Source organism: Pseudomonas sp. PSB18 (assembly GCF_014596565.1).
Taxonomy (GTDB): Bacteria; Pseudomonadota; Gammaproteobacteria; order Pseudomonadales; family Pseudomonadaceae; genus Aquipseudomonas.
In genome coordinates this window covers 15,681-29,160 of record NZ_NOIN01000007.1, presented here as the reverse complement: position 1 = coordinate 29,160, position 13,480 = coordinate 15,681, and the positions used below count along the sequence as shown (strand labels likewise).

At 60.3% G+C, this 13,480-nt stretch carries 13 protein-coding genes; 8 read left to right on the top strand and 5 right to left on the bottom strand.

Annotated features, from left to right (window positions below; genetic code table 11):
• Nucleotides 1-37: 37 nt before the first annotated feature.
• The gene (locus CGA22_RS17410) at nucleotides 38-709 is read right to left on the bottom strand and encodes a DUF3313 domain-containing protein (RefSeq protein WP_041022027.1); all 672 of its coding nucleotides are present in this window, start codon (nucleotides 707-709) and stop codon (nucleotides 38-40) included.
• 274 nt (nucleotides 710-983) lie between these two features.
• Here CGA22_RS17410 and CGA22_RS17405 point away from each other — a divergent pair, with 274 nt between their 5' ends.
• The 4 genes from CGA22_RS17405 to CGA22_RS17390 all read left to right on the top strand — a co-directional run bounded on the left by CGA22_RS17405 (nucleotide 984) and on the right by CGA22_RS17390 (nucleotide 5,407).
• Nucleotides 984-2,369, top strand: a complete 1,386-nt coding sequence (locus CGA22_RS17405; RefSeq protein WP_041022026.1) for a hypothetical protein — start codon at nucleotides 984-986, stop codon at nucleotides 2,367-2,369.
• Nucleotides 2,370-2,441: 72 nt separating this feature from the next.
• Nucleotides 2,442-3,365 (top strand): hypothetical protein, encoded by a 924-nt coding sequence (locus tag CGA22_RS17400; RefSeq protein WP_041022025.1) that lies wholly within the window; start codon nucleotides 2,442-2,444, stop codon nucleotides 3,363-3,365.
• 178 nt (nucleotides 3,366-3,543) lie between these two features.
• Nucleotides 3,544-4,503: a halovibrin HvnC gene (locus CGA22_RS17395; RefSeq protein WP_223194819.1), complete on the top strand. Its 960-nt coding sequence runs from the start codon at nucleotides 3,544-3,546 to the stop codon at nucleotides 4,501-4,503.
• Nucleotides 4,504-4,717: 214 nt separating this feature from the next.
• Nucleotides 4,718-5,407 carry an aspartate/glutamate racemase family protein gene (locus tag CGA22_RS17390; protein WP_188258656.1) on the top strand — a complete coding sequence of 230 codons (690 nt, stop codon included), beginning with the start codon at nucleotides 4,718-4,720 and terminating at the stop codon, nucleotides 5,405-5,407.
• Between the two features lie 52 nt (nucleotides 5,408-5,459).
• On the opposite strand, the gene CGA22_RS17385 is transcribed toward CGA22_RS17390, so the two are convergent.
• The 4 genes from CGA22_RS17385 to CGA22_RS17370 form a co-directional block, all read right to left on the bottom strand.
• Complete coding sequence (locus CGA22_RS17385) at nucleotides 5,460-5,957, bottom strand: GNAT family N-acetyltransferase (RefSeq protein ID WP_041022994.1); 498 nt, start codon at nucleotides 5,955-5,957, stop codon at nucleotides 5,460-5,462.
• A 210-nt stretch (nucleotides 5,958-6,167) separates the two neighbouring features.
• Nucleotides 6,168-6,965: a transglutaminase domain-containing protein gene (locus CGA22_RS17380; protein ID WP_041022993.1), complete on the bottom strand. Its 798-nt coding sequence runs from the start codon at nucleotides 6,963-6,965 to the stop codon at nucleotides 6,168-6,170.
• On the bottom strand, nucleotides 6,962-7,912 hold the full coding sequence (locus tag CGA22_RS17375; RefSeq protein ID WP_041022992.1) for an alpha-E domain-containing protein: 951 nt from the start codon (nucleotides 7,910-7,912) through the stop codon (nucleotides 6,962-6,964). Before CGA22_RS17375 ends, CGA22_RS17380 begins: the two co-directional genes overlap by 4 nt.
• Before the next feature lie 3 nt (nucleotides 7,913-7,915).
• Nucleotides 7,916-9,325, bottom strand: coding sequence for a circularly permuted type 2 ATP-grasp protein (locus CGA22_RS17370; protein WP_041022991.1), 1,410 nt, complete (start codon nucleotides 9,323-9,325; stop codon nucleotides 7,916-7,918).
• A gap of 607 nt (nucleotides 9,326-9,932) precedes the next feature.
• Between CGA22_RS17370 and CGA22_RS17365 the strand changes: the two genes are divergently transcribed.
• Genes CGA22_RS17365 through CGA22_RS17350 form a run of 4 tightly spaced genes read left to right on the top strand, consistent with a single transcriptional unit; the run spans nucleotide 9,933 to nucleotide 13,377 of the window.
• The gene (locus CGA22_RS17365; RefSeq protein WP_041022990.1) at nucleotides 9,933-10,523 is read left to right on the top strand and encodes an amino acid synthesis family protein; all 591 of its coding nucleotides are present in this window, start codon (nucleotides 9,933-9,935) and stop codon (nucleotides 10,521-10,523) included.
• Nucleotides 10,524-10,567: 44 nt separating this feature from the next.
• Nucleotides 10,568-11,401 carry an alpha/beta fold hydrolase gene (locus CGA22_RS17360; protein WP_041022989.1) on the top strand — a complete coding sequence of 278 codons (834 nt, stop codon included), beginning with the start codon at nucleotides 10,568-10,570 and terminating at the stop codon, nucleotides 11,399-11,401.
• Nucleotides 11,398-12,879: an aldehyde dehydrogenase gene (locus CGA22_RS17355; RefSeq protein ID WP_041022988.1), complete on the top strand. Its 1,482-nt coding sequence runs from the start codon at nucleotides 11,398-11,400 to the stop codon at nucleotides 12,877-12,879. The genes CGA22_RS17360 and CGA22_RS17355 overlap by 4 nt, the downstream gene beginning before the upstream one ends.
• A gap of 12 nt (nucleotides 12,880-12,891) precedes the next feature.
• On the top strand, nucleotides 12,892-13,377 hold the full coding sequence (locus tag CGA22_RS17350; RefSeq protein ID WP_041022987.1) for a flavin reductase family protein: 486 nt from the start codon (nucleotides 12,892-12,894) through the stop codon (nucleotides 13,375-13,377).
• The last annotated feature ends 103 nt before the right edge of the window (nucleotides 13,378-13,480 follow it).

Sequence of the window (13,480 nt, the reverse complement as noted above, 5' to 3'; positions counted from 1 at the left end):
CTATGGCTAGACATAAAAAGTCATGGCTCGGGTGTCGCTACTTGCCCTTGAGCTTGAGAAACGACTGGTGCAGATCCGCCGCCCAGCCATCGATGACGCCCTTGACGTCATCGGGTTTCATCACCTGGGACTCATTGGACAATGGCCTGCCCGTGCCCTTGCGCACCACCTGGGCGATCACCGCATTGTTCCCGCCGTCGAGGAACACCGCCTCGGTGCCCAACGTGGTTTCCTGGTCGCGAATACCGCTGGCGGTACTGACCGCGGCCGCCACCAGTGCAATCGGCACCACCTCGTAAGGCTTCAGGCCCTCGGTCTTGCTGGCGACGGCGGTGATGGCCGCACGCATCACCAATACCCCCGGCCCCGGACCGGTCGCCAGGGGCAAGGACTTGGCGACTTCGCGCCTGAGGGCCTGATCGTAATACGCGGTGATGCCGGACAAGGTGGCCTGGGGAATTTTCACGGTCGGCTGCGGCTTGGGGTACAGCTGCGTCGGTTCGATATAGATATGGGTGTATTTGCCCGGATCGATCTTCGGATCGACCCAACGCATCACCTCGGCTCCCGAAGGTGATTTTTCTTCCTTGAGCCGGCTGTAATCTCCCAGGAACCCGGAGTATTCGTCCGGCTGAGTGACGTTGCTGGAGCAACCCGCCAGGGTGAGCGAGAAGACACAGGCGATGCTGATGGTGGACGCGAATTTCATGCTGTCACTCCTGTAAGCCACACGAGATGGGCCGGGACTACAGAATAGCCAATGGGCGGGTTTCTGCCCGCCCTGGCATGAAAGTGACCGACCCGACTGGAGGGGAACCCATCTCTTCGCAGTGTGAATGAACGTCCGGGAATGTGATGAGCGGCGGGGTTTATACCCCTCACCTGTCAGACCTGACAGTAGTCAATACCGCCTGAGAGAGGTTTTATAAAGCCAGCCGCCGAGACGATAGCCACGACAGTTCTTGGCCACAGGAGCAGATGACATGACCAGCCAGAACACAGCCAACGAGCCCCGAGTCATCGACCCGGTCTATATCCCGGGCATGATATCGGTTGAGCATCCCGCGAACCCGGACGGTGGTTTGCCGCTCAACCTCATCACAGGGGGACGCCTTCAATTGGTAAGCGACCCCTGGGACCTAAAGTATGCGGGGGATAGCGCCCGTATCCTGTTGGGTGATTCCGACATCCCGGTCTTGAGCCAAACCGTTCAACCAGGTGAAGAAAACGAACGCCTCACTCTCTACTTGCCAGGTGACCTGTTGAGCAACGGCATCAACAAGATTCGCCTGAGTGTGCTGCGTATCGGCCAAACAGTGCCCCAGACATCGCAGCCATTAACGGTGTTGTTTCACCGACCACGCCCTGGCGGCGAAGTTTCCGGCCCCGGTGATAACCCGAACCTGACCCTGACCCTGCCCGCCGATGTCATCGCCAACGGCGTGGACGCGGCAATGGCCGCCCAGGGGGTATTACTGAAAATGAGCTACCCCTACATGCGCGAGAAGGACGTCATCGTCCTCGATCGTGACAGCCAGGAAACGCAGCACACCGTCACCCCTTTCGAGGCCAGCGCCGGTAGCGTGGACATTATCCTGAGGACAGCCGACTTCTGGCAGGACAATCCCAGGTTCGCCTTGCGCTTCAGAGCGACGGATCTGCTTGGCAATACCAGCGGCCCACAAGCCATATGGTCACGGACCACCTATATCGACGTGCATGTTCGCCAACCGGCACTGGACCTGAGCAAGCCCAAGGTGCTGGAAGCCAGGGAGCTGAACGGCGAACGGCTGAATTTCGAAAACGATTTCTACTACGCCGACTTTGCCACCGTCGAAGTCAGCTATACCGGCTCTGCCCAAGGGCAGGAGGTCAAGGTGTACTGGATTGGGCGTAATTCGACTTATGGCAGTGAAATCCAGACGGTCTCTCAGGCCGGACAGACTTTGCAATTCCAGGTTCCCAGGAACGAAGTGGTGGACTGCATCGGCACCGGAGCGGCAGTCATGTATACCGTCAGGCTGCCAGGGACTACTACGGATATACCTTCTCCCCGATTGAACCTCACCGTCACCGCGCAAAAACACCGGCTGCCGGAACCCACGCTCGATAGCAGCAAAACCAATCTGCGGGCTTATCACCCAATGTTTTCTACCGCCCATACCGCAAGAGTGGCGCTGTTCGGCGTGACTGTCCGATACGGTCAGGAAATTCCCATTACGCCGAACACCAGCCAAACCGACCTGCGGGTGGATCCTGCCTGGATCAGCGAAAACCGGGGACGTCCCATCATGATCAATTGGACGCTTAGAGAAACCGGTACTGGCACGCCGATTGTCTTTTCATGGTTTCTGAGATTGATCGCCTGACTCAGGCTTTCAATGTAACACCCCGTTTTTGGTCCACCCGGACACTGCATGTCCATCGCAGGAGAACGTATCATGCGTAAACTACTGGGGCTGCTGTTAATCACATTAGTGGTCGGTTGCGCGCAGGTCGCGACAGTACCGCCTGACACTGTCAGTATCAACGGCGTCCAGGTCCTCGATGGAACGGAAACTGCCAGTTTCCTGACCACGCTTTACCATCGCAAGTTTCCCAACTGCAACAATTCCGACTCTCAACCCTCATTCCTTTGTTCGGGTGTCACCCTTAGGGTGACGGCGAAAGACCCCGAAGAGAAATACAAGGTCTGGGACCCAAGCCCAACGTCAATCACCAGTGGCGGAGTGTCCTTCTCCTATCTGCGAGCAGATGCCAATTTCGGGAGGTTGGCATGGGGGAACGGCGACGGTTATATCCTCTACCCCATCTTCGGCGCGCCGTCTGACAAGATTGACCTGGACTATCTGTGCTCATATCCGATGGATGCCTGGAGCTGGTACCGAACGCCCCCCTGCGGCGCTTCCGCGGACTATCCTGCGCTAAGCCGCCCCTGCCACGTGGCCGGGGTGACCACCGCGCAACAATGGCTGGGCGTGTGGACGATGCCGGGTGGCAATGAATACCTGCGCCAATGCGGATTCGATGTCAGTGATGATCGCAATCACCTGGCGGGACCCGCTTTTTACCAATCCTTGCTGAGCAAATCCCTGGTAGGAGACAGGGGATTCGCAGAGCATAACGAAATCATTATCAAGACCTGGACGCCGGGACGGCCGAACAGTTTTCCCATCATGGCGTTTTTCTTTGTCGCTGGGGGCACCAATACGGGGTTGGCCGATGCCCAATATAACCAACGCGACTTCTATAACTCCACCAATCCGAAAATCATAGTGCCAATCATTCGTTTGGTTCCCGCCACCAGTGCAACCGCAAGTGCGACCTTCACCTACGTCGCGGCAGATCAGGTGGTGAAACCTTAGCAAGGGTATCCACATGATCAGGTTAAGCGGATTGATAGGCCTGCCCAATACAATCAGCGCGACTTCTATAACTCAACCAACCCCAAGACAGTGATACCGATCATTCGTCTGACGCCGGCCGTCAGTCTTAATGGAACGACCATTTTCACTTACTCGACAACGGACCAAGGGTAACGCCATGACCGCTTTGATGCGTAAATTTATCGGTCTGTTGTTAATCGCCGTGGCAGTGGGCTGCACGCAACTCGGGACACAGCCGCCTGAAATCACCGACATCAATGGCAGCCAGGTGCTCAATGGACCGGAGACTGCAGCTTATCTGACGACACTCTATGGTCGTAATTTCGCCAACTGTCACCATTCAGAATCCCAACCGGCCTTCCTCTGCTCGGGCGTCGTCCATCGACTCACCATAAAAGACCCCGCCGAAAGATATAAAGTCTGGGACCCCAGCCCGATCTCGTTGGAAAATGGCGGCGTGTCGTTTTCCTATATGCGGGCAGATACCAACTTCAGTCACTTTGGCGGGGGCTATCACAACGGCTATATCGTGTATCCCGTTCTCGAAGCGCCGGCGGACAAAATCCATCTGCAATATATGTGTTCATACCCGATGGATGGCTGGACGCAAAGCCGGTTACAAGTGTGTGGGCCTCATGCAAATTATCCTTATCACAGTAATTTGTGCCAATACCACAACGTGACCATCGCCGAGCAATGGGTGTACGTATGGACCTATCCTGACCCTAATGCCCAGCACCCTATTCAACAGTGCGGATTCGACGTCAGCGATGGTCGCAACACCTTGGCCGGGCCGGCCTTCAGGGAGTCATTGCGGGCCAGGGCGTTGTTAGCAGCGACTCATCCGAACTACGCTCAACAAGTGTTTCACGACCATAACGAAATGATTGTCAAAACCTGGACTCCGGGACAGCCCAACAGTCTACCGATCCTGGCATTCTTCTATATCGCAGGGTATAGCGAGGGACTGGCCGACGCCCAATACAACCAACGCGACTTCTACAACTCCACCCACCCGAAACTCGTGATACCGATCATTCGCCTGACGCCTGCCGCCAGCCTCAACGGCAGGGCTTCGTTCACCTATGTCGAAGCAGAACAGGTGGTGAAGCCTTGATGCACATTGACAGGTATCGTCAATCAGCAGAAAAGTGCTTTGCCGGGGAATCGATGTGCCTGCCCTTTTTTCGCCTTACCTGTCGGACCTCACCATGACACTTGCCTGAAAGATGAGCGTTACAGTTGATTTTCCGCTGGCCCCCGCACTTGAACAATTGGAGACTCCAGGCAGGCCTGTCCCGTCGACACAGGCCATTGCCCGAGGACATCCAATGCGCACCATCGGCCTTATCGGCGGCATGAGCTGGGAATCCAGCGCCGAATACTATCGCTTGATCAACCAGCAGGTACGAGACCGGCTCGGGCCGCTGCGCTCGGCGCAATTGCTGATGCACAGCGTGGATTTCGGCCCGGTGGAGCAGGCTCAGCACGCCGGGCGCTGGGACGATGCCGCCGCCATCCTGGTGGATGCCGCGCAACGCCTTCAGGCCGGAGGTGCCGAGTGCGTGGTGCTGTGCACCAACACCATGCACAAGGTGGCGGCGCAGATCCAGTCGTCCATTTCGATTCCATTCCTGCACATCGCCGACCCCACTAGCCAGGCCGCCATCGACGGGGGAACCGTAACGGTCGGCCTATTGGGCACAGCGTTCACCATGGAGCAGGACTTCCTCAAGGAGCGGCTGAGTGCCCAAGGGCTGACCGTGCTGGTACCCGATGCGGAAGAGCGCCAGGCGGTGCACCGCATCATCTATGACGAACTCTGCGTGGGCGTGATCAGCCCGGCATCGCGTCAGGTCTACCAGCAGGTCATCGAGTCCCTGACTCGCCGCGGCGCCCAGGCAATCATCCTGGGCTGCACGGAAATCGGCCTGCTGATCAAACCCGAACATAGCGCCCTGCCCCTGCTCGACACCACCCACCTGCATGCGCGGGCGGCGGTGGCGTTTGCCTTGGATTGATCGACAGGTATCCAGGCGTCCGGTTTCGGTAGCGCCGGCAGTTGCTACCGATTCAACGTAGCCGCGCCATGGCCAGGGTGTCGACCCAACGCCCGTCACGCACCGCATAGTCGCGCATCAGACCTTCCGTCTCGAAGCCGAATTTACGGTACAGCCCGATGGCGGCCTCGTTGTCGGCGTACACCGTCAGTTCCACTCGACGCAGGTTCATCCAGTTGTCCGCCACCTCCAACGCGGCGGCCAGCAGCATCGAGCCCACGCCCTTGCCTTGCCAGGCGACCGCAACGCCCATGCCAAGGCTGCCGCAGTGGGCTCGACGGACGCGCGAGTACTGCTCCAATCCCAGGTTGCCAATGACTGTGCCCTGATGCAGTGCGACCAGTTTCACATGGCGCTCATCGTCTATCGCCAGGCGCTTGCGCCACACTTCGGTGGACTGGAACGGCATCTGCAGTACCTGGCGGGTCACCGCCGGATCGTTGTAAAGCGCGGTGACTGCGTCGAGATGGGCTTCAGTGAAACGGACGATGGTAATCGTAGGCTCGGACATACGGCTCCTTCCTGGAAACGTGACATGGCCGTCGACTATAAACCGCCGATCCTCCCGGTAGCGAATGTACAGACGCCTTCGCGGGCAAGCCCGCTCCCACATTGGACTTGGATGTACGCAGTTTTTGCATACCCCCCAGACCCTGTGGGAGCGAGCCTGCTCCGGGCGGCGATCCGACGATGAGGCCTTCAGCTTCAGCGAATGTCTGATTTATTGATGTTGCACCTGCACCATCGAGTTCACCTGCACCCGCGCCTGCATCTGCTCTGCCCCGCCGCCCCGGCGCATGCCGCGTACCGGACAGGCATCGAGGTAGTCCAGGCCGACCGCCAGCTTCAAGTGTCGGTCGGGGCGGGTCAGGCGATTGGTCACGTCGAAGCTGTACCACCCGTCGTCCAGCCAGGCTTCGGCCCAGGCATGGCTCGCCAGATGGGTTTCATCTTCGGTGTACAAGTAGCCGGAGACATAGCGCGCCGGAATACCCAGGCTGCGCGCGCAGGCCAGGAAGGCGTGGGTATGATCCTGGCAGACGCCCGCACCGCCGGCAAACGCCTCGGCGGCCGTGCTGCTGACAGCGGTCGTGCCCGGGCTATAGGGCATGCGCGCCGCAAGGCCCTCCATCAGATCGACCAGTGCAGCACGATCGCGTCGTCCTGCACATTGCGCCATGGCAAAGGCGCTGAGCGCATCATCCGCCTGGGTCAGACGGCTCGTGCGCAGGAACGGCAGCGGCGACTGCGAGTCCGGCTCCATCTCCACCGCCTGATGGATTTCCACTTCGCCATAAGCGGTCAGTACCAAGGCGCCGTGGGGCTCATCCATGGTCATCACATGGAGGATGTTGCCATAGGGGTCGAGCTGGCTGCGCACCAGGCGCGGTAATTCCAGGTGCCATTGCAGGACGCGCTGGCGCTGACTGTCCCTCGGGGTCAGGCGCAGGAACTGGATGCTGGTGCAGACTTCATCGGCATAGCGGTAGGTGGTGTCGTGGCGTATGGACAGTTTCATACGACCTCCAGATAGGACTCGTGAACGGTCTGGCCAAGATGACGGATCTGGTCGATGAGGTCGGTCAGCCACAGGTGCAGGCCCGACGCCAGGATCTCGTCGATCCCGGAATAACGCAGGCGCGCATTCAGTTCCGCAGCCAGGCGCTGGGCCGGACGGCCGTTGTGGCCTGGCAGGCTGGCGAGGATCTGATCGAGCTCCTCGATGCAGGCGTGCAACGAACGCGGGACGTCGGCGCGCAGCAGCAACATCTCGGAAACCTGCTCAGCATTCGGTGCATTGCGGTAGATCTCGTTGAACGCCTCGAACGACGATAGCGCTCGTAGCAAGGCACTCCACTGGTAGTAGCCACGTGCGGAATTGTCACTGACCTCCTCCGACTCCTCGCCAAACATCTCGTAGCGTGCATCCAACAGGCGCAGGGTGTTGTCCGCCCGCTCGATGAATGTCCCCAGGCGAATGAAACAGTAGGCATCGTTGCGCATGATGGTGCCCGACGTCGCGCCGCGGAACAGATGCGAGCGCTCCTTGACCCATTCGCAGAAATGACTGATACCGTAGCGGCCCAGGCCATTGCTGGCGATGTTGCGCATCTCCAGCCAGGTGGCGTTGATGTTTTCCCACATGTCCGCGGTGATACGCCCGCGCACCGCATGGGCATTGGTCCGCGCCGCCCGCAGGCAGCTGTAGATACTGCCGGGGTTGGTGTCATCCAGGGCGAAGAAATGCAGCATGTGTTCGCTGTTGAGCTCACCATAACGCGCGTTGTAGTCGTCCAGTGTACCCGCCGCCAGCAGCGACATCGCCAGCTCGGCATGACCGTCGCTGCGCCCGGCCTGGGGCATCAGCGACAGCGAGTAACTGACTTCGAGCATGCGCGCCAGGTTCTCGGCGCGCTCCAGGTAGCGGGACATCCAGTAGAGGTCCGAAGCGGTTCTTGAAAGCATGTCTTAATCCTCCACTACCCAAGTGTCCTTGGTGCCACCGCCCTGGGACGAATTCACCACCAGCGAGCCTTCACGAAGCGCGACGCGGGTCAGGCCACCCGGCACGAGGCGGGTTTCCTTGCCCGAGAGCACGAACGGCCGCAGGTCGATATGACGCGGTGCGATGCCACTTTCGACAAAGGTCGGGCAGGTGGACAGGCTCAGGGTCGGCTGGGCGATGTAGGCCTCGGGACGGGCCTTGAGTCGTGCACGGAAGTCTTCGATTTCCGCCGCGGTGGCCGCCGGCCCCACCAGCATGCCGTAGCCGCCGGAGCCCTGGGTTTCCTTGACCACCAGATCAGGCAGGTTCGCCAGCACATGGGACAGTTCCTGGGGCTTGCGGCATTGCCAGGTGGGTACGTTCTTCAGGATGGGTTCTTCGGTGAGGTAGAAACGAATCATCTCGTCGACGTAAGGGTAGATCGACTTGTCATCGGCGACGCCGGTACCGACCGCGTTCGCCAGCACCACATTGCCGGCCCGGTAGACGGCGATCAGGCCCGGCACACCCAGCATCGAGTCGGGATTGAACGACAGCGGGTCGAGATAGGCGTCGTCGAGACGCCGGTAGATCACATCCACCTGCTGGGGGCCGGCGGTCGTGCGCATGTAGACATGGTCGTCGCGCACGAACAGATCGGCGCCCTCCACCAGTTCCACGCCCATTTCCCGAGCCAGGAACGCATGTTCGAAGTAGGCACTGTTGAAGCGGCCGGGGGTCAGGACCACCGCGGTGGGATTATCCAAAGGGCTCGAACTCTTGAGGGTGTCGAGCAACAGGTTCGGGTAATGATCGATAGGCGCTACACGCTGGGCAGCGAAGAGTTCGGGGAACAGGCGCATCATCATCTTGCGGTCTTCGAGCATGTAGCTGACACCGCTGGGTGTGCGCAGATTGTCCTCCAGCACGTAGTAACTGCCGTCACCGTCACGAACCAGGTCGACGCCGGCAATATGGGCGTAGATGCCCCGGTGCAGGTTCAGGCCCTGCATCGCAATCTGGTAACCCTCGTTGGCCAGCACCTGCTCGGCGGGAATGATGCCTTCCTTGAGGATGTGCTGCTGGTGATAGATGTCGGCCAGGAACATGTTCAGCGCCTGGACCCGCTGGATGCACCCCTGTTCGACCTTTTGCCATTCACTGGCCTTGATGCTGCGGGGAATGATGTCGAAGGGAATCAACCGTTCGGTGCCCTGCTCGTCCCCGTACAGGGTGAAGGTGATCCCGGCTCGATGGAACAGCAGGTCGGCCTCGCGTCGGCGCTGATCGAGCAGTTCGACCGGCGTGTCCGCCAGCCAACGGGCGAAGGCTTGGTAATGCGGGCGGCAGTCACCCTTGGCGTCATACATTTCATCAAAAAAAGCTCGGGGCATAGCCAACTCCCAGCCGCGTTCTACACGGCATTTCTTATTACTTCGTCATTCCAATGGTCCGGCCTTGCCTTGCGTTAATGAGCCCTGTTTTCTCTGAGCACCTCGATAGACATCCGTCTCTGGTGTGGCCTTTGCGTCTGGATGACGTGCGCCGCCGGTTAGATCTGCGTAATGAATGTCTCCGCTTATTAAAGCCGTCGATGCGATGGCCTTCCCCCCCAGGAACCATAGCAAACGCTGTGCCTACGCACGGCATATGCGCATACAACTGGAAAAATCGGCGTAAATGTACGCCAAAGCGAAATTTATTTTCATTCTGGCGACTGAAATACCGTTCGAGGGCTGAAACGATTGGTTCGGCCCGCTGCAGGGCGTAGCGGAACGAGTCGAATCGGTGCAACGAAACACGCAATAGCCGTCAACCGCCCTGAAATGGGGAAATTTGTACTCACTGGCGGTACCGGAGCCTGGTCTCGCTACAAACAGCCCCAAAGGCTGGCCTTCTGTCGTCTCCTCGCGAACAAACTCAACGGAGGTACTTGCGCCAACAGTATTATGGTATACCATCATACGCACAGACACCTTTCACCCGTCTACGGAGCAGCCCATGAGTTTCGAAATTCGCAAGATCGTCAGCTATGTCGAGGAAACCTTTATCGAAGGTGGCAAGGTCACGGATAAGCCGGTGACCATGGTCGGGCTGGCGGTCGTCATGAAAAACCCATGGCTGGGCCGTGGCTTCGTTGAAGACCTGAAGCCGGAAATCCGTGCCAATTGTTCCGATCTCGGTGCGCTGATGGTCGAACGCCTGGTGGGCATCATCGGCGGCGCGGAGAAAATCGAAGCCTACGGCAAGGCCGCCGTCGTCGGCGCCGACGGTGAGATCGAGCACGCCTCCGCCGTGATCCATACCCTGCGCTTCGGCAACCATTACCGCGAAGCGGTCAAGGCCAAGAGCTACCTGAGCTTCACCAACAAGCGCGGCGGCCCTGGCACCTCGATCCAGATTCCGATGATGCACAAGGACGACGAAGGCCTGCGTTCGCACTACATCACCCTGGAAATGCAGATCGAAGACGCACCGCGCGCCGACGAAATCGTCGTGGTGCTGGGTTGCGCCGATGGTGGTCGCCTGCATCCACGCATCGGCAACCGCTACATCGATCTGGAAGAACTGGCCGCCGAAAAGGCGCAGTAATCCAGCCCGGCCCCACAACAAGAAAAGGCATGCAGGAGCGCTCCATGATTCGGCTCACCGCTGAACTCACCCCGGCCGGCACCAGTTACCTGGCGACCGGCCAAGGCCAGCCCGTGGTCTTGATCCACGGCGTGGGCCTGAATAAAGAAATGTGGGGCGGCCAAGTCGTTGGCCTGGCCACGAATTACCGCGTGATTGCCTATGACATGCTCGGCCATGGCGCCAGCCCGCGCCCCGCCAGCGGCACCGCTCTGCTCGGCTACGCCGACCAGTTATTGGAACTGCTCGACCATCTGCAACTGCCTCAGGCCACGGTGATCGGTTTCTCCATGGGCGGGCTGGTGGCACGCGCTTTCGCCCTGCATTACCCGCAACGCCTGCAAAGCCTGGTGGTGCTCAATAGTGTGTTCAACCGCAGCCCCGAGCAACGTGCCGGGGTCATCGCCCGTACCGCCCAGGCGGCCGAGCATGGCCCGGACGCCAACGCCGAAGCGGCACTGTCGCGCTGGTTCAGCCGCGAATATCAGGCGGCCAACCCGGCACAGATCGCTGCGCTGCGCCAGACCCTGGCGAAGAACGACCCCCAGGGTTACCTGACCACTTACGAACTGTTCGCCACCCAGGACATGTACCGCGCCGACGACCTGGGCAGCATCCAGGCGCCGACGCTGATCGCCACCGGCGAGCTGGACCCCGGTTCAACCCCCGAAATGGCCGAACAACTGGCGGCGCGCATTCCCGGTGCCGCCGTTGCCGTGCTGGCCGAGCAACGGCATATGATGCCGGTGGAATCGCCACGCCTGGTCAACCAGTTGCTGCTGGAGTTCCTCGACAAGGTGTACGCCCAACAAAATCCAATAAAGGGGATCGTTGCATGACACTCGCACGCTTCCAGATGTGCATCGGCGGTGAATGGGTCGATGCCCTGTCCGGCAAGACCTTCGAAAGCCTGAACCCGGCCCTGGCCCAGGCCTGGGCCGAACTGCCCGATGCCGGCGAAGCCGATGTCGAACGCGCCGTCCAGGCTGCGCAAACGGCGTTCGAGAGCCCTGCCTGGCGTGGTCTGACCGCGACCGCCCGTGGCAAGTTGTTGCGCCGTCTCGGTGACCTGATCGCCGAGAACAAGGAACAACTGGCCCAGCTGGAAAGCCGGGACAACGGCAAGCTGATCCGCGAAACCCGTGGCCAGGTGGGCTATCTGCCAGAGTTTTTCCATTACACCGCGGGCCTGGCCGACAAACTCGAAGGCGGCACCCTGCCCCTCGACAAGCCGGACATGTTTGCCTACACCGTGCATGAAGCCATGGGCGTGGTGGCGGCAATCATTCCCTGGAACAGCCCCTTGTACCTGACCGCGATCAAGCTCGCCCCGGCACTGGCGGCCGGCAACACCATCGTGATCAAGCCGTCCGAGCATGCCTCGGCGACCATCCTGGAGCTGGCGCGCCTGGCCCTGCAAGCCGGCTTTCCAGCAGGCGTGGTCAATGTCGTGACCGGTTACGGTCCGAGCACCGGTGCCGCCCTCACCCGCCATCCGCTGGTGCGCAAGATCGCCTTCACCGGCGGCGCCGCCACGGCTCGCCATGTGGTGCGCAGCAGCGCGGAGAACTTCGCCAAGCTGTCCCTGGAACTGGGGGGCAAGTCACCCAACATCATCTTCGCTGACGCCGACCTCGACAGCGCCGTCAACGGTGCGATTGCCGGGATCTACGCGGCGTCGGGGCAGAGCTGCGTGTCCGGCTCACGGTTGTTGGTGCAGGACGAGATCTACGATGAGTTCGTCTCGCGCCTGGAAGAACGCGCCAAGCGCATCCGCATCGGCAGCCCGCAAGACGACAGCAGCGAAATGGGCCCGATGGCTACCGCCCAGCAACTGGCGGTGGTCGAAGGCCTGGTCGCCGATGCCATCGCCGAGGGTGCACGGCTGCGTCTCGGTGGCAAACGTCCGCAGAACCTGGGCGAAGGCTGGTTCTATGAACCGACCCTGTTCGAGTGCGACCGCAACTCGATGAAGATCATGCAGGAAGAAGTCTTCGGTCCGGTGGCCTCGGTCATTCGCTTCAAGGACGAAGCCGAAGCCCTGGCGATCGCCAACGACTCGCAGTTCGGCCTCGCCGCCGGCATCTGGACCCGCGACCTCGGCCGCGCCCATCGCCTGGCCCGGGACGTGCGCTCTGGCATCATCTGGGTCAACACCTACCGTGCCGTCTCGGCCATGGCGCCTATCGGTGGTTTCAAGAACAGCGGCTACGGGCGTGAAAGCGGTATCGATTCGGTGCTGGCCTATACCGAACTGAAAACGGTGTGGATCAACCTTTCCCAGGCACCGATGCCTGACCCCTTCGTGATGCGCTAGGAGACCGCCACCATGATCGAACCCGGTATTTACAAAGAAGTCATGGGCTCGTTCCCCTCCGGCGTCACGGTGGTCACCACCCTGGACCCTGAAGGGAACATCGTCGGCATCACCGCCAGTGCGTTCAGCGCGCTGTCGATCGACCCGGCACTGGTGCTGTTCTGCCCCAACTACGCCTCCGACACCTACCCGATCCTGCGGGACAGCAAGCAGTTCGCGATTCATCTGCTGTCCGCCGACCAGACCGCCGAAGCCTACGCCTTCGCCGGTAAAGGCAAGGACAAGGCCAAGGGCATCGACTGGCACCTGAGCGACCTCGGTAACCCGATCCTGGCCAAGGCCACGGCGATCATCGAGTGCGAACTGTGGCGCGAGTATGACGGCGGTGACCACGCGATCATCGTCGGCGCGGTGAAGCACCTGATCCTGCCGGAGCAGCCAGTCACGCCGATGATCTACCACAAGGGCAAGTTGGGCGCCTTGCCCGCGCTGGGCTGAACGGCGCAAGTAGAACCTGAGCCGAACACTGTTGTGGCGAGGGGATTTATCCCCTCGCCACTGGGGCCAGAAGTGATTTTTCTATCTTTATTTCAGGAGCCGG